The sequence below is a fragment of the Bordetella genomosp. 4 genome (assembly GCF_002261185.1).
Taxonomy (GTDB): domain Bacteria; phylum Pseudomonadota; class Gammaproteobacteria; order Burkholderiales; family Burkholderiaceae_B; genus Bordetella_A.
In genome coordinates, this window is the sequence record NZ_NEVQ01000013.1 from 793767 (window position 1) to 811681 (window position 17915).

11 protein-coding genes are annotated in these 17915 nt (G+C 60.7%); all 11 read right to left on the minus strand.

Annotated features, from left to right (window positions below; translation table 11 throughout):
• Positions 1-685 precede the first annotated feature (685 nt).
• Positions 686-1411, minus strand: coding sequence for an ABC transporter ATP-binding protein (locus CAL20_RS13900; protein ID WP_094821723.1), 726 nt, complete (start codon positions 1409-1411; stop codon positions 686-688).
• Entirely contained in the window at positions 1408-2214 is an 807-nt protein-coding gene (locus CAL20_RS13905; RefSeq protein ID WP_094821724.1) for an ABC transporter ATP-binding protein, read from the minus strand. Before CAL20_RS13905 ends, CAL20_RS13900 begins: the two co-directional genes overlap by 4 nt.
• A complete protein-coding gene (locus CAL20_RS13910) occupies positions 2211-3296 on the minus strand; it encodes an ABC transporter permease subunit (protein ID WP_094821725.1) in 1086 nt (361 codons plus the stop codon). The genes CAL20_RS13905 and CAL20_RS13910 overlap by 4 nt, the downstream gene beginning before the upstream one ends.
• Positions 3293-4282 carry a branched-chain amino acid ABC transporter permease gene (locus tag CAL20_RS13915; protein ID WP_373558296.1) on the minus strand — a complete coding sequence of 330 codons (990 nt, stop codon included), beginning with the start codon at positions 4280-4282 and terminating at the stop codon, positions 3293-3295. The genes CAL20_RS13910 and CAL20_RS13915 overlap by 4 nt, the downstream gene beginning before the upstream one ends.
• 57 nt (positions 4283-4339) lie before the next feature.
• Positions 4340-5485, minus strand: coding sequence for a branched-chain amino acid ABC transporter substrate-binding protein (locus CAL20_RS13920; RefSeq protein WP_094821727.1), 1146 nt, complete (start codon positions 5483-5485; stop codon positions 4340-4342).
• A 243-nt stretch (positions 5486-5728) separates the two neighbouring features.
• A complete protein-coding gene (gene putA / locus CAL20_RS13925) occupies positions 5729-9541 on the minus strand; it encodes a trifunctional transcriptional regulator/proline dehydrogenase/L-glutamate gamma-semialdehyde dehydrogenase (RefSeq protein WP_094838151.1) in 3813 nt (1270 codons plus the stop codon).
• A gap of 142 nt (positions 9542-9683) precedes the next feature.
• A complete protein-coding gene (locus tag CAL20_RS13930; RefSeq protein WP_094821729.1) occupies positions 9684-10334 on the minus strand; it encodes a PqiC family protein in 651 nt (216 codons plus the stop codon).
• Between the two features lie 3 nt (positions 10335-10337).
• Positions 10338-11987 carry a PqiB family protein gene (locus tag CAL20_RS13935; RefSeq protein ID WP_094821730.1) on the minus strand — a complete coding sequence of 550 codons (1650 nt, stop codon included), beginning with the start codon at positions 11985-11987 and terminating at the stop codon, positions 10338-10340.
• A gap of 27 nt (positions 11988-12014) precedes the next feature.
• Entirely contained in the window at positions 12015-13403 is a 1389-nt protein-coding gene (locus CAL20_RS13940) for a paraquat-inducible protein A (protein WP_373558303.1), read from the minus strand.
• Positions 13404-13405: 2 nt separating this feature from the next.
• Positions 13406-15715: an ATP-dependent Clp protease ATP-binding subunit ClpA gene (clpA, locus tag CAL20_RS13945; RefSeq protein WP_254924084.1), complete on the minus strand. Its 2310-nt coding sequence runs from the start codon at positions 15713-15715 to the stop codon at positions 13406-13408.
• A gap of 56 nt (positions 15716-15771) precedes the next feature.
• The gene (pbpC, locus tag CAL20_RS13950) at positions 15772-17901 is read right to left on the minus strand and encodes a penicillin-binding protein 1C (protein WP_179266686.1); all 2130 of its coding nucleotides are present in this window, start codon (positions 17899-17901) and stop codon (positions 15772-15774) included.
• Between the last annotated feature and the right edge of the window lie 14 nt (positions 17902-17915).

Sequence of the window (17915 nt, forward strand, 5' to 3'; positions counted from 1 at the left end):
TCCGCTCCACTCGGCTTTGAGGCGCCCGCACGGCCCGATTGCCTCGGCTCGACTCGCAGTAATTCAAGCTCATCACATCGCTGGCACGATTTTCGTGCTTGGCGTTTTTCTGTGGCCGTGTTGGCAAAGAGGAAGATCTTGCAGGGCTGCTATTCGCGCGTGCCCTGCACACGCGCGAATAGCGATCGGTCCGGGCATGCGGCGGGGTGGCGTGTTGCCAAGTTGGAAGATCTGCTTGGCTAGCGTTGATGCATGCGACGATGATGCGTAGTTCATCTCTAGGTATGACGAAATCGTAGCTCGAGAGATTTTCCGTTTGCCGCTGATGCCACAACCTTCGCATGCAGATCCCGAACGCTATTCATGGCCGCGCCCGTAGGCGGCCATGAATAGCGGCCCTGCAAGATCTTCCTCCTTGCAAACGCCAGTGCTACGAAGCCTACGAAGACCAGTCGTGCCAGCTACGAGGGGATCCGAGATTCTGCGAGTCGAGGCGGGGCAGTGACCGTGTTGGCGCGCCTCGGAGTCGCGCGAGCGGAGGTCGTAGGTAGGCCCGAAGGGGCCGGACGAGACGAGCGATGCGGCAGTCGGCCGCGCAGGCGGCCGACCGACTCCGTGAAGCGCCAACACGGTCACTGCCCCGCCTCGACGTCCAATAGCACTCGCCCCTCCAACAGCAACCGACTTACACCTCACCCAGATACGCCGCCCGAACTTTCGGATCAGTCAACAACTGATCGGAAGGCCCCGATAGAGTCAGTTCACCGGACTCCATCACATAACCACGATGGCTATGTTCCAACGCAAGCTTGGCGTTCTGCTCGATGAGCAAAATGGTCACACCCTCATTGGCGATGGTGCGTACGACTTCGAAGACCTTTTCCACCATCAAGGGCGCGAGGCCCATCGAAGGCTCGTCGAGCAGCAGCAATTTCGGACGCGCGATCATGGCACGACCCATGGCGACCATCTGCTGTTCACCTCCCGACAGCGTGCCGGCCGCCTGTTTGCGGCGTTCAGCCAGACGCGGAAATAGCGTGAACACGCGCTCGGTGTCCTGCCGTACCTGCGCGACATCGCGTCGCGTATAGGCACCCATCGCCAGATTTTCTTCGATGGTGAGTTGGCCGAAAATGCCTCGCCCCTCGGGAACCATCACCAGGCCGCGACGTACGAGTTCAAACGATTTGCAGCCATTGACGGACTGGCCATCGTAGTGCACATCGCCACCTGCCAACGGTACCAGGCCGCATATGGCTCGCAGCGTGGTGCTCTTACCAGCGCCGTTCGCCCCGATCAGGCAAACGAGTTCGCCAGCATCGACGTGCAGGTCGATGCCACGCACAGCACGGATACCGCCATAGGCAACCTCCAGGCCGCGCAGATCCAATAAAGGTCGGGTTGCGCTCATGATTGGGGATGCTCCGCAGGAATCGCCTGGGCATCCTGGGCCGCGCCCGCACCCAGATAGGCTTCGATGACTTTGGGATCGCGCTGGACCTGGGCCGGCTTGCCCATGGACAGGACCTTGCCGTATTCCAGGACCAGCACGCGATCGCATAGTCCCATGACGAGTTTCATATCGTGTTCAATCAACAATACGGTGATCCCGTCGTTACGGATTTTCTCGATCAGCTGACGCAGGACCACAGTTTCGGATGCATTCATACCCGCAGCGGGCTCGTCCAACGCGAGCAGCTTGGGCTCGGTGGCAAGCGCCCGGGCAATCTCCAGCCGCCGCTGGTCGCCATACGACAACGAACGCGCCACATCATTGGCACGCGCGCCGATGCCGACGTAATCCAGCAACTCGTGCGCACGCTGTTCGATGGCAGATTCCTCTGCACGCGTAGCGCGAGTGCGAAACACCGCGCCAAACACCCCTGCACGCGTGCGGACGTGACGGCCGATCATCACGTTTTCGATCGCGCTCAGATTGGCGAACAAACGAATGTTCTGAAAGGTACGCGCGAGACCGACTTCGGCGACCTCGTGCGGCTTGCGGCCGATGAGGGATTCACCGTTGAACGTGCAGCGGCCTTCTTCCGGGATATACAGACCCGTCAACACATTGAACAACGTCGTTTTACCCGCACCATTCGGGCCGATCAGGCCGTAGATTTCGCCGGCTTGGATATCGAAGCTGACGCCCGATAGCGCCTGCAGACCGCCAAAGCGCTTACCTAGGCCTTCGGCTTGCAAAATGATACTCATGCCTGGCCTCCGTTCGTGCCGGCCAACTCGCGTTTACGCACGGCAGACGGCCATAACCCTGCAGGACGGAACAGCATGACGCACACCATGGCCAGACCAAACAACAACATACGGATGCCCTCGGGGTCGAGTACGACCTCGCCAAAAATCAAACGCTGCAAGGGCTCTACAACGGCACGCAAGAACTCGGGCAATGCGGCCAGCAGAATCGCACCCAGAATTACGCCCGGAATATTGCCCATGCCACCGAGCACGACCATGCACAACACGGAAATGGATTCGGTGAGGCTGAAGCTCTCGGGGCTGACAAACCCCTGCATCGAGGCGAACAGCGCCCCCGCTACACCGCCAAACGACGCGCCCATGGCGAATGCCAGGAGCTTGACGTTGCGGGTGTTGATGCCCATCGCCTTGGCGGCGATTTCGTCTTCGCGGATAGCCTCCCAGGCGCGGCCGATGCGGGAATTCTGCAAGCGCATGCACACCAGGACGATCAACAACGTGATGCCCAACAGCAGGTAGTAGTATTTCTCGGGGCTGGTGAACCGCATGCCCATGATGGTTTCTGAACGGCTGAACATGAATTCGCCGACTTTGAAACCATCAATGCGGTTGATGCCCTGCGGCCCGTTAGTGATGTTCACTGGTGCGTTCAGGTTGTTCAGAAAGATGCGGATGATCTCGCCAAAACCCAGGGTCACGATCGCGAGGTAATCGCCGCGCAGTTTCAAGGTAGGCGCGCCGAGCAACACACCAAACACGCACGCCAGGCCCAGACTGATGGGCAGAATGGCCCAGAACGGCAGATGCAAACCGAAATGCGGCGAGGCCAAGAGTGCCCATGTATAGGCGCCCACCGCATAGAACGCGATATAGCCTAGATCGAGCAGGCCGGCAAAGCCTACGACAATATTCAGGCCCAAAGACAACATGACGTACAGCAACGCAAAGTTGACGATACGCACCCAGCTTTGTCCGGCCATGCCCAGCACAAATGGCAACACGGCCAGGACAACGCCTATCAACACGATGCCCAGCAAATGGCGGCTCGACAGGCCGCGAGAGGATATGGTGGTATTCATGCGCGGTCTCCTACGCGTTCGCCGAGCAGACCCGACGGGCGGAAGATCAACACCAGCACCAATACGACAAAGGCAAACACATCCTGGTAATGGCTGCCGAGGAATCCTCCGGTAATGTCGCCGATATAACCCGCCCCCAAGGACTCGATGATGCCCAACAACAAGCCACCCGCCATCGCGCCGACCAGATTACCGATCCCGCCTAATACGGCGGCGGTAAAAGCCTTAAGCCCCAGCATGAAACCCATGGTGTATTGCGCCACCCCATAATAGGTCGTGACCATCATGCCGGCGATGGCGGCCAATGCCGAGCCAATCAAGAATGCCGCGGAGATCACCGTATTGATATTCACGCCCATGAGGCCCGCTACCTCACGATTCTGCGCGGTGGCGCGCATGGCAGTACCCAATCGCGTTTTATGCACGACCGCGAGCAGCGCGCCCATGATCAACGCGGCAATCAGCACGATAGCCATCTGCAGCGAGCTCATACGCGCGCCGGCCAGCTCGAACACACGGGGTTCCAGGACTTGGGGAAAGTTCAGATAGTTGCGCCCCCACACCATCATGGCGAGGTTTTGCAGGATGATCGAAACGCCGATGGCCGTGATCAATGCGGCCAGGCGCGGCGCGCGGCGCAACGGCCGGTAAGCTACGCGCTCGGCAGTCCAGCCCACGGCCATGCACAAGGGCACCGACACCAATAAGCCTACCCCCAGCACGGCAAAAGCCGAGACAGTGGGATCACCGCCGACCAGTGCGGTAGCGATCATGGTGGCCGCCATGGCCCCGATCATGACCACATCGCCGTGCGCGAAATTGATGAGCCCGATGATGCCGTACACCATCGTATAGCCCAACGCGACAAGCGCATATACGCTGCCCAGCGTCAGGCCATTAATGAGCTGCTGAATGAAAATATCCATAGGAATACTGAGCCTGTGATGTGCTCGTAAAGAGAGGTTGCCGCGCCGCGCGGACGTCATGCCGCGCGGCACTGATGCGGCGCTGCGGGCGCGCGGCGCCCGCAGACGAGGCCAGGCTTAGTTGGCTTGGCTGACCATGGTCTCGACCATTTCCCATTTACCGTTCTTGACTTCGTAAATGGTGACCGAGATTTCTTTCAGATCGCCTTTGTCGTCGTAGGCGATGTGTTCGCTGGTCGCACCCTTGCGCTCGATTTTGGCCAGCTTGGGCAGATAATCCTCAGGGTCTGCGGAGCCGGCCTGTTCGATCGCGGTGATCATGGTCCAGGCGCCATCATAGGCATAGGGAGCATAAACGCCAGGAGCCTTTTTGAAGCGGGCCTCGTAGCGTTGCGCGAAATCCTTGCCGGCCGCCATCTTGTCCAGCGGTACGCCAGCCAGCGAGGCATAGGTGCCCTCTGCGGCATCGCCAGCCAACTTCAGGAACGTATCGCTGCGCGTCATTTCGCCCGACACCAATGGCGCCTTGATACCGAGGCTGGCCAATTGACGCTTCATGGGACCGGACTGCGCGTCCAGACCGCCGTAGAAAATCGCGTCCGGCGCGGCAGCCTTGATGTTGGTCAGGATAGCGGTGAAGTCGTTGGCCTTGTCAGTGGTGTATTCGCGGCGCACGATTTCACCGCCGGCTTTTTTGACGGCTTTTTCGACCTCGTCGGCCAGACCCTGTCCGTAAGCAGTGCGATCGTCGATGATGGCGACTTTTTTCGCCTTGAGCTTTTCAACGATGAACTGGCCCACGGCAGCGCCCTGCTGCGTGTCGCTGGTCATCATGCGGAATGTCGTGTCGTAGCCTTGGGCCGTGTATTCCGGCGAGGTCGCCATCGCGATCTGCGGCAAGCCTGCTTCGTTGTAGACCCGCGAAGCCGGAATGGTAGTGCCCGAGTTGAAATGGCCCAGAATACCGTCGACGTCTTCGTCGACCAGTTGCTGCGCCACCTGCACAGCGGTACGCGGATCGGCTTGATCGTCACGCGACACCAACTGGAATTTGGCGGTCTCGCCGTCGACCTTGATGCCTTTTTTGTTGGCCTCTTCCAGGGCCAGCGTCAGCCCGTTCTGCATGTCTTCGCCGTAGTGCGATTGCGGCCCGGTCAACGGCGCCGCAAAACCGAATTTGATGTCTTCGGCATGCGCCACGCCGACGAGGCTGGCGGCGGCCAATGCTGCCAGCAGAACTGGCCGGGAAAATGCGAATGTCATCTCTATACCCTCCTGTGTGAATTAGGTACTGCATAGGCACACTGCTGCTTTTGGCGCAGCGGCCTGACTCTTCTGAATCTGCACCGAAAAAAGTTGCACCGGATTTTTGATCGAGTACAACCTTTCGGCTATTGGCGATAACCCGCGCGTTGCTCTACAACCAAACGGCGATCGGCCGTGCGGCTGCAGACCATTGCCGCCGACGCCGACACGGATGCGCAGCGTCATACGGCGGATCTGCGATTAACCGATAGACATCAGACTGGCGTTGCCCCCTGCCGCGGCCGTATTGACACTGATGGAACGTTCGGCCACGAGCTGCTCGAGCGTATAGGCGGCGCCGGCGGCCAGCGCATCCGGGGTCAAGCCCTGCACAATCAAGATCGGGCCATTGCGCGCGGCAATCCGCTCGTTCCAGGCACGCAGGTCGTCGCCGTCCCCTTCGAACAATACGCCTTGGAATGCAGTCTCGTCGACTTTGTCGTCAGTCAACAGCGTCACGTTCACGCCTGCGCCTGCTGCAGCACGCCACGCCTGGGCGGCCGGCGTATCCAGGAACAGAGCCTTGTTCCCCGAGGCCTGCGTGGCCGCATACTGGGCCTGCGCGCCTGTCTCGGTGGCGGCCACACACAGCACCGTACCGCGGGACTGCAACTGATAGGTGTTCTGTTCGCCCGTCGGACCGGGCAAGATCTGCGCGGCAGGCAAGGAGGTTCCGTCCACGCAGGGCGGCAGCCCTGCCGGGCGCACGGCCAGCAGACGATACAAGTACAACGGGCCGCCGGCCTTAGGCCCCGTCCCCGAGAGCCCCTCGCCGCCAAACGGTTGCACGCCCACCACCGCACCGACGATGTTGCGATTGACGTACATATTGCCGGCATGCACGCGCCCGGTGACATGTGCAATGGTTTCATCGATGCGGCTGTGCACGCCAAAGGTCAGTCCGTAGCCTGTGGCATTGATCTGATCCAGCACCTGATCCAAGGCATCGCGCCGGTAACGCAGCACGTGCAATACCGGGCCGAACACTTCTCGCGTGAGTTCGTCGATGCTGCCGATTTCGATCAGGGTCGGCGGCACAAACGTGCCATAACGGCAGTTGGCATTAAGCTCGACCTGATCAATACGATGGCCGGCGGCACGCATGGCCTCGATATGGCGCAGGATGTTGTCGCGCGCCTCGGCATCGATGACGGGGCCGACGTTGGCGGCCAATTGATCGGGATTGCCGACATGCAATTCGCGCATCGCGCCACGCAGCATGTGCAGGATGTGATCGGCGCTGTCTTCTTGCAAGCACAGCACGCGCAAGGCGGAACAACGCTGGCCCGCGGAATCGTAGGCCGAGTTCAGGACATCGAACACGACCTGCTCGGCCAGGGCGGACGAATCCACAATCATGGCATTTTGCCCGCCTGTTTCCGCAATCAGTGGAATGGTGTGGCCCTGGTCGTCCAGGCGGCGCGCCAGCGTACGCGCAATCAGGCGCGCCACATCGGTGGACCCGGTGAACATGACGCCATCAATCGCAGGACTTTCGACGAGCTGCGCACCGACGGTTTCGCCGCGGCCGGGCAACAATTGCACCGCGCCGCTCGGCACACCTGCCGCACGCAGAATCTGTACGGCCTGCGCCGCGATCAGGCAGGTCTGTTCGGCGGGCTTGGCGATCACGCTATTGCCTGCGACCAGCGCGGCGGCGACTTGGCCGGTAAAGATGGCGAGCGGGAAATTCCAGGGGCTGATGCACAGCACAGTGCCCAATGGACGATGGGTATCGTTGTTGAATTCGCGTTCGGCCTGGTCCGCGTAATAGCGCAGAAAATCCACGGCCTCGCGTACCTCGGCAATGGCATTGGGCAGCGATTTGCCCGCCTCGCGCACGATCAGGCCCAACAAGGGCTGCATGCCTTCTTCGAGCAGTTGCGCAGCACGGCGCAGGCAGTGGGCACGCTCGCTGACGGGCGTGGCTTGCCAGATCGGCGCCGTGCTTTCTGCGACGCGCAGGGCTTGCTCGACTTCTGCAGGCTGAGCCTCGATCACATAACCGACGCGGTCGCGATGATCGGCGGGATTGCGCACCTCGATCGCACGCTCGGTATCCCAGGCGCCATGAGATTCGCCCAACATGGGCATGGCCTGCCAGGGTGTCGCCGCGCTGGTCAGCAACGCCGCCGCGAGCGAGCCCAGGCGATGTTCATTGGTCAGGTCCAGGCCGGCCGAGTTCAGCCGCGCGCCGCTGCCGGCCGGGCCATAGAGTTCGCGCGGCAGCGGGATTTGCTCGTGCGGCGCGCCCAGCGGCGTAATACGCATGGCGACATCGACCGGGTCTGCAACGAGTGTATCGATCGAGATGTCTTCGTCGCCGATCAAGTTGACGAAGGACGTGTTCGCGCCATTTTCCAACAAACGCCGCACCAGATAGGCCAGCAGGGTTTCGTGCGTGCCCACTGGCGCGTAGATGCGGCACGGCCGGTTGAGTTTGCCATTGGCCACGGGGCCGACGACCTCTTCGTACAGAGGCTCGCCCATGCCATGCAGGCATTGGAATTCGTATTGGCCGGGATAATAGTTCTGTCCGGCCAATTGATACACCGCGGCCAAGGTGTACGCGTTATGCGTCGCAAACTGAGGATAGACAGCCTCTGGCGCGCCCAAGAGCTTGCGCGCACAAGCCAGGTACGCCACATCGGTGTAGACCTTGCGGGTATAGACCGGATAGCCTTCCAGGCCGTCGATCTGCGCGCGTTTGATTTCGGTGTCCCAATAGGCGCCCTTGACCAGACGCACCATGATGCGATGGCGGCTGCGGCGTGCCAGATCGATAACGTAATCGATGACGAACGGCGCACGTTTCTGATATGCCTGGATGACGAATCCGATGCCGTTCCAACCCTCGAGCTCCGGGGTCATGCAGAGCGCTTCGAGCAGATCCAGGGAGATTTCCAGGCGATCGGCTTCCTCTGCATCGATGTTCAGGCCGATGTCGTATTGGCGCGCCAATATCGTCAGCGCGCGCACGCGCGGCAGCAACTCCCGCATGACACGCTCGCGCTGAGCGCGGGAATACGTGGGGTGTAATGCTGAGAGTTTGATGGAGATGCCTGGGCCTTCGTAAATGCCGCGGCCCGCGGCTGCCTTGCCAATGGCGTGAATAGCCTGCTCATACGAGGCATAGTAACGGTCCGCGTCTTCGCTGGTCGTAGCGGCCTCGCCCAGCATGTCGTACGAATACCGAAAGCCTTTGGATTCCTGTTTGCGATTGTTGGCCAGGGCCTCGGAAATCGTCTGGCCCGACACGAATTGTTCGCCCATCATGCGCATGGCCATGTTGACGCCTTTGCGCACCAGAGGCTCGCCGCCCTTGCCAATCAAGCGCGTCAAAGCCTTGGACAAGGACTGCTCGCTGTTGACCGCAACCAGTTTGCCAGTCAGCATCAAACCCCAGGTGGCGGCGTTGACGAACAAGGACTGCGAACCACCCATATGCGAACGCCAGTCGCCGCGCGAGATCTTGTCGCGTATCAGCGCATCGCGCGTCGCTCGATCAGGAATACGCAGCAAGGCCTCGGCCAGACACATTAGCGCGACGCCCTCCTGGCTGGACAGCGAGAATTCTTGAATCAAGCCCTCGACTCCACCGCCGCCGCGCTTGTCGCGCAGGGCTTTTACCAGGCGCGTGGCCATGGCGTGGATTTTTTCGGGATGGGGCATGCGAGCCTGGCCGAGCAACAACGGTACGCACTCGGGTTCAGGGCGGCGATACGCGGCCGTGATCGCGGCACGCAGGACGGATTGCGGCTGCACGTCCTGGCCAAACTCGAAGAACGGCGGCGTGATGGCATGCGTCGCCGCGTCGTTGTCCTCGGCGTCCGGCTCGTCAGAGGATAGATGCAAAATTTCTGCCGGCAGTTGGCCGCGCTCGATTTTGTCCAGATATGCCAGCAGCGCCTGCTTGTGCAGCCAATGCGGAGTGCAGCTGAGTTTCCGCGCAGCGGCCTTCAGGCGATCACGCAAGGTGTCGTCCACCTTGACGCCCAGTGTGGTGCTGGTCATGATGAAGCAAATCCTCAGTAAGGCAGCCCGTCCCTGGGCGTCGCGCGCCACGGCACTGAGTTGCGGTTTCGGTAAAACCGAATACTAAGGAAGATACAACCAGTTTGAAATCATGGTTAACCTTTAAGGGTTAACCCGTGTTTCAAGTGCATCCCAGCATTTGTACCTGCTCTGCAGCTGGCGTAGCGCGCGCACCGCCCGATTGAATCGCCGATGCGATCGTATTTCCCAACAGCACCACTGCCTGTTGTTGGGCCTGCACCAGCGAATTCACGGCGTTGAATTGATCCGCCGGCAACTGCACCGTCGAACGGCATAGCAAGGCACGCCCGCCTTTCACATTGAGCGGCCGCACGCGCCAGGTGGCATCCAACCGCGCCGGGCCGCCCACGACCATGTCAAAACGCTGCACGTCGACCTGGATCCGCCACACCGGCACATCCGGTGCAGGGGTGAGTGTCTGCACATCCAGCGCACCCAGGGTGCGCGTCAGCGTGTCGGCCAAAGCTGAGCGTATTTCATCGGCCAGCGGTGCACTCCAGCGGTCGGAATACATCGGCGTCAAGGCACTGTCGCCCCCCGGCCGCAACATGATTTGCGGCTGATCGGCCTGTTGCGGCACGTTCACGGGCGCAACCTCGATTTGATAATCCACGCGCGGCACGCTGCGCACCGCCGTTTCCGGATCCGATTGCAGCGTGTAATAGCGGACCGAAGGCGAGCCCCCGCAGCCAGCCAACACGGCCGACAGCATCAAGGTGGACAACAACGGAATGCGTCGTGTAGCAGACATAGATCAATTCCTGATTTGACCGGGTATCGGGTCTTCGCCACGGCCGCGGATCAAGGCCTCGGGATGGACTTGCAGATAGTCGGCCAAGCTGCGCAGCGAACGCGCCGCGCGACTCAGCTCGGTCATCGCACGTTCGGCGTTGACTGGCAGCGACCCATCGCGCGACAGCAGTTCATTGATGCTATCGAGCGATTTACGAGCTGCCTGCAGGGTATTGCGCAGGTCTGGCGCGACGCGCTTGTCCAGGTTCTCGAGCAAGCGTGAGGTACTCGACAAGGTCGTACGCAAATCGCGGCCGATTTGATCGAACGGGATTTTGTCGATCTTGTCGACGATGTTCGTAATCTGCTGCTGCAGTTGTTCCAGATTGCCCGGGACCGTGGGGATCATCACTGGATCAGTGAGTTTGAAATCCACGGGTTCGGCTTTCGGGAAATTCTCCAACACGATGTACAACTGGCCCGTCAGGAGATTGGCGGTGCGCAGTTGGGCACGCAGGCCGTATCTGATCATGACGCCCAGCAGGCGCCCGCCCGCATCGCCATCGGCTTCTGCACGCGCGTGCATCCTGTCATACACCGGACCCAGGCGCTCGGGATACGTGACGGCATCGACCACCGCGAAGAAGCGTTTTTTCTCGTTGTCGAAATCGATACTGATCTTGGTGACCTGACCCAAGGTGATGCCCTGGAAGTCGATCGTCGCGCCGACTGCCAGGCCGCGGATGGACTGGTCGAAACGCATCCGGATCGGGAACGGGTCGCCATCCGGATTGGCCTTTGCCGCGCTTTCGCTGTCATACAGCTCAAATTGCGCACCGGATTTGGCCATCTCGGGTTGGCTGACGTTGACAGGCGCAAACGCCACACCACCCAGCGCCAGGGACAGCAAGGACTGCGTATGCAGCTTCACGCCGCTGCCGTCCACCTGTAAATCGATGCCGCTGGCATTCCAGAAACGTGAGCCTGCAGTGACGAATTTGTCGTTGGGTGCATCGATAAAGACTTCGACATTCACTGAATCGCCGCTGCCATCGAGGCTATACCCGATCACCCGCCCGACGTTGATGCGCCGAAAATATACCGGAGAGCCGATATCCAAAGACCCCAAATCACGGGCTTTAAGGATAAAACGTTTGCCGTCCCGATCGTGAGTCACCGGCGGCGGCGTTTCCAGGCCGACGAATTCGAATTTCGTGGCCGAAGTGGACGCTCCTGATCCTTCGCGAGCGTCGACATCGATATACGCGCCCGACAGCAGCGTCCCCAAGCCCGACACGCCGCTAAATCCCAACCGCGGCCGAACCACCCAAAAATTCGTGCCTTCGGTGGCCAAGCCTGCCGCATTCTTGGACAGCTGGACCTTGACGATGACCTTGGAGCGATCGTCGTTGAAATGCACGCGCTGCACCATGCCGATCACGACGTCCTTGTAGCGGACCTGAGTCTTGCCGACTTCCAGGCCTTCGGCCGTGTTGAATGTGATGGCAATTTCCGGCCCTTCTTGCATCCAGGTGCGCAACACCAGCGACAGCGCGACGACGGCCGCGACGACAGGCACCAGCCATATCCAGCCGATACGCCGTGTTTTTTTGCGTACGACCTCTGGCGCGGCGATCTCGTCGCCAGGATTCGAAGGAGTTTGTTCAGCCATAGTATGAAGGCGAGCCTGTTATTTTTGCTATGCAGAGTCTTGCAAGGAAGCCGCCGACGGTCGTGCCGAGCCACGCTCGATCTGCGGGTCAGCATTCAAAGACTCATGACGCCGCTCGTCTTGGGTCCCCTGCTGTGGTGTCACATTATCAGATTCTTCTTGCACTTCGTTATCCCAGGCAATACGAGGATCAAAGCTCATTGCCGCCAGCATTGTCAACACCACGACCAGACCAAAAGACGCGGCTGCGGGACCGGCAGAGATTTCCATCAGCCCCTGAAAATGCGCCAAGGCCGCCAACAGAATCACCACGAAGACGTCCAACATCGACCATTGCCCAATGAACTCGATCATTTCGTACATCCGAGTCCGTTGGCGCAGATTAAACGGACTGCAGCGATCTACGCTAGCGGCCAACGCCGCCAAGGCCAGCATTTTGGTCAATGGAACCACGATACTCGCGATAAAAACGATCAGCGCGATATCCCAGGATCCAGTTTGCCAGAGCTCGACCACCCCCCCGAGGATGGTATGGCCGCTGTCGCCGAAGAGAACGGAACTGATGTTCATGATGGGCAGCACATTGGCAGGCACATAGAACGCTGCGGCCGCCAACAGTAGCGCCCAGGTGCGCCTCAGGCTGGCAGGCTTGCGCTCATGCACTACCGCATGACAACGGATGCAATGAGGTGTCTCGCCGTCCGAATGTTCATGTTCATGCGCCTGTGCGGGCACTGCCTGCACTTGCCCGCACACATGGCAGCCTGTCAGGACCTCACCTGCCTTGCGTCTCGGCGTATAGCTCGGCACGACGCCTTCCTGCTCGGCATAACGCCATAAGGCATGCGGCGACAAGCGCGAGAGCATCGTCATCAGGATGGTCAATATGCCAAACGCAAACAGACCCGGCTGCGGGCTGACCGAGGCCATGCCAGCGAGCTTTACCACCGCCACCAATACGCCGAGCAAAAAGACAGGCACCATCCCCCAAGGGCGCAACGCGCCGTACAGGCGCATGATGGGGCGAAAGCCGATGGGTTGTCGCCCCATCGTCAGCGGAAACAGCACCCACAGCAACAGGATCAGGCTGGCCAGCGGCACCGCGAACCCTGCCATACCCGTCATCGCGGCCGTGAGCACGTACCCCTGATCCCAGGTCATGATAACTGCGTCGAGCAAGGATGCGTCACGAGTCATGCCTTGCACCGACATGCTCATGACGGGATAGGCGTTGGCCACCACAAAGACGATCAACGCCGTCACACCCAAGGCCGACCAACTCGACAGGCTGATCCCGCTATATTTCCACAACGTGGTGCCGCAGCGCGCGCACGAGGCGGTTTCGCCGCGCTGCAACTCGTGCCGCCGGAAAATATTGCCGCAATGTTCGCAGGCAATCAGCGGTTCTGTGGGCAGGCTCAATCGACCAACTCGACTTCCTGTCGATCACGGGCGCCCGAGTCGGACGATTTGCGGCCGTCGAAACTCAGCTGTACCTTGCCGTCGGCATCCAGATCGACTGTCACTGTACCGCCATCGGCCAGCTTGCCGAACAACAGTTCGTCGGCCAAGGCACGACGGATCGTGTCCTGGATGAGACGCTGCATCGGCCGCGCGCCCATGAGCGGATCGAAGCCCTCTTTGGCCAGGTGATCCCGCAGTGCATCGGTGAAAACGGCCTCGACACGGCGCTCGTGCAACTGATCCTCGAGCTGCATGAGGAATTTGTCGACCACGCGCAAAATGATTTCGCGCGACAGCGCCGCAAACGGAATGATGGCATCCAGGCGGTTGCGGAACTCCGGTGTAAACACGCGGCGGATCTCGGCCATTTCGTCGCCCGCCACCCGGCTGTTCGAAAAGCCGATCGTGGGACGGTTCAGCGTTTCGGCGCCCGCGTTCGTCGTCATGATGATGATGACGTTGCGGAAATCGGCCTTGCGTCCGTTGTTGTCGGTCAGCGTACCGTGGTCCATCACCTGCAGCAGGATGTTGAACACATCGGGATGCGCTTTTTCGATCTCGTCCAGCAGCAACACACAGTGCGGTTGCTTGGTAATGGCCTCGGTCAAAAGGCCGCCTTGATCAAATCCGACATATCCCGGAGGCGCGCCGATCAGTCGCGACACGGCATGACGCTCCATGTATTCGGACATGTCAAAACGCAGCAGCTCGACGCCCAAGGTAAACGCGAGTTGACGGGCAACTTCGGTTTTGCCCACGCCTGTGGGGCCGGAAAACAGGAACGACCCGATAGGACGCTCTGGCTTACCCAAACCGGAACGCGCCATTTTGATCGACGCCGCCAGCGCTTCGATCGCGTTGTCCTGTCCGAACACCACGGTTTTCAGATCGCGTTCCAGCGTGGCCAGCTTGCTGCGGTCATCGTTGGACACGGATTGCGGCGGAATGCGCGCGATCTTGGACACGATGTTTTCGATGTCGATCTTGCCGATGACTTTTTTCTGGCGCGAGCGCGGCAGCAGGCGTTGCGCGGCGCCGGCCTCGTCGATGACGTCGATGGCCTTGTCGGGCAAATGACGATCATTGATGTAGCGCGCAGACAACTCCGCAGCCGCACTCAAGGCCGCAGCGGAATAGCGCACGCTGTGGTGTTCTTCGAAGCGGCTCTTCAGACCGCGCAGAATCTGCACAGTCTGCTCGACGCTAGGCTCGGGCACGTCGATCTTCTGGAAACGGCGCGACAGCGCGTGGTCTTTTTCAAAGACGCCGCGGAATTCGGTATAGGTCGTGGCGCCGATGCATTTCAACTGCCCGGATGACAAGGCAGGCTTGAGCAGATTGGACGCATCCAGCGTACCGCCCGATGCCGATCCGGCACCGATCAGGGTGTGTATTTCGTCGATGAACAGAATAGCGTCGGGATTGCCGCGGATCTGTTTCAGAACGCCTTTGAGACGCTGTTCGAAATCGCCGCGATATTTGGTGCCGGCGAGCAGCGCGCCCATATCCAATGCGTAAACATGAGCAGCCTGCAAGACCTCGGGGACTTCGCCGCGCGTAATACGCCAGGCCAATCCCTCGGCGATCGCGGTTTTACCCACGCCAGCCTCGCCCACCAACAATGGGTTGTTTTTCCGGCGGCGGCACAACACCTGGATCACGCGTTCGACTTCGTGTTCGCGGCCGATCAGCGGATCGATACGCCCCGCCAGTGCAGCGGCATTCAGATCGGTGGCGTATTGATCCAGCGGCGACTGGCGCGACTCGGCGTTTTCGTCGGCGCCGGGTTGTTCTTTGGGCGTGGCGGAGGCGGATTCTTCCTGGGGCTGCTTGGTAATGCCATGCGACAGGAAATTGACCACGTCCAGCCGTGTCACGCCCTGCTGTTGCAGGTAGTACACAGCATGCGAATCTTTCTCGCCAAAAATGGCGACCAGCACGTTGGCGCCTGTGACCGGTTTCTTACCGGTACCGCCCGCCGATACGTGCATGATGGCGCGTTGGATCACGCGCTGAAAACCCAGCGTCGGCTGCGTGTCGACCTCGGCGCCGGTGGGAATGACCGGCGTGTTTTCGGACACGAACTGACGCAGATTGCGACGCAAATCATCGAGATTGGCCGAGCAGGCGCGCAGCACCTCGATGGCCGACGCATTGTCGAGCAGCGACAACAGCAGGTGCTCGACGGTAATAAATTCATGCCGGGCCGAACGGGCCTCGACGAAAGCCATATGCAGGCTGACTTCAAGCTCTTGGGAAATCACGCTTCCTCCGTAACGCATTGAAGCGATCGAAATACACGATTCATATTCTAAGCTGATCAGGGCGTAACGCCAGTGATTTCAAAAACCACACGATCGTATCGGCCTTGTTCATCCATCGCGGTCAAGGTATACCGGCCATTGTGCACCATAGATAGTTTCACTGACTCCGAAGCCTCGCCGCGTTGTTGAACCCGCCCATCCAGCATCCACCATACCTGCCCGCGTGCGCCTTGCACACTGACATCGACTGACACGACTTGACGCCCCGGTACGGGACGCAACACCGACCCGGTCGCAATGCCTTGCAAACGCAGCGGGCCATTCGCCACATCAGCATAACCTGCAAAAGTCGGCGGCACCGTATCGTCCAGGGACCAGGCGGTACGCGGCTGGGCACACTGCTCGGCCTGCGGACTGCCTTGCCGCCATCCGAAGGGCCAGCACGTCACTACCGGTTTTACACTAACCGGCCGGGTACGTGCAGAGAATGGCCCTGGTGGTAACGCGGCTACTAGATCGCTCAACAACGGGGCAGCCACATTGGCGCCGAAAAAACCGGGATTAGGCGTGCCATCCGGCCGCCCTACCCACACTCCGATGGTCCAGTTGTCGGTCACCCCGATCGCCCAGGCATCGCGGAAACCGAAACTGGTACCCGTTTTCCAGGCCAATCGGCGTCCGGTTTGCTCAAGAGGACGATCAGGATGCCCCCCGCCCTCGAGGATGTCGCGCACGATCCAAGCCGCGCCAGCGCTCATCATGCGCGACTCGACGCGGGGCTGATCGGGCGACAATCGCGGCCGCCCGGCCAGTCCGCCGCGTGCCAACGCACGATAAGCACCGACCAGTTCCTCTAAAGTGGTGCCTCCCCCGCCCAAAATCAAGCTCAGATTTGGCGACGCACCCGCTGGCAGGCGCAATTGCACGCCCCCGGCCAGCATCATGGACGCAAAGCGGTTCGGCCCGACGCGGTCCAGCAGATCAACGGCCGGCACATTCAGCGAACGCTGCAAGGCCTGCGCCACGCTGACGGGGCCGGAAAATGCGGCTTGAAAATTCCCCGGCGCGTAACCGCCGAAGGAGAGCGGCGCATCCAGCAACATGCTTTCGGAATGCACGATCCCGTCATCCAGGGCCTGTGCATACAAAAACGGTTTGAGCGTCGATCCCGGCGAACGTACCCCCCGCACCATATCGACGTGGGAATAACGGCTCTCATCGGAGAAATCCGCCGACCCCGCATAGGCCTTGATTTCCAGCGTGTCGTTATCCATGACGAGCACCGCCATCGAGACTTTGGCGGGCAACGCGTCGACGCGATCCAGCAACATGTGTTCCGCAGTCGTCTGAATATCCGCGTCCAGCGTGGATTGCACGATGGCCGCGCGTTCACCGCTGCGGCGCTGCTCGGTTTGCAGTCGCTGCGCTGCCAACGGTGCCAGCCAACGCGCGCGCAACGGCGGAGCCAGTATGTTTTCGATTTTGGCGTCGGCAACCTCGGCAGCGCTCCAGACGCCATTGGTTGCCATGCGATCCAGCACTTTATCGCGCGCGGCCTGGGCTGCCTGCGGATGGCGGTCCGGACGCAAGCGCGATGGCGATTGCGGCAATGCGGTCAGCAGCGCGGCCTCGGCCGGGCTCAGGTCCATCGCCGATTTGCCCAGCCACATGCGTGAGGCCATCTCGGCGCCCTCGACAATGCCGCCCATCGGCGCATGCGTCAGGTACATACCGAGGATTTCGTCTTTGCTGTAGTGCAGTTCCAACTGGACGGCGCGCGCCATCTGGCGCAGCTTGGCCGACAGAAAACGCGAGGGTTGCCCGGCTAGCTCGGGATCCAATAAACGCGCCACCTGCATGGTGATGGTGGACCCGCCGGAGACGATACGCCCGTGCGCAGCCCACTGCCACGCAGCACGCATCAGCGAGACAGGGTTGACGCCTGGATGCCAGTAGAACCAGCGGTCTTCGTATCCCAGCAGCGTTTGCAGGTAATACGGCGAGACCTGCTCCGGCGTCACGGGGTAACGCCAGATGCCGTCGCGGCTGGGATAGGTGCGCAACGGCGTCCCGTCGGCAGCGATCACGACCGAGGCGCCGCCGCTGCCCACCGGCGGTAAAGGAAACAGCCGATCCAGGATCAAGAGCAGCGCGGCCAGCACGATGAGCGTGCTGGCCAGCCCTATCACCCCCCGGCGGA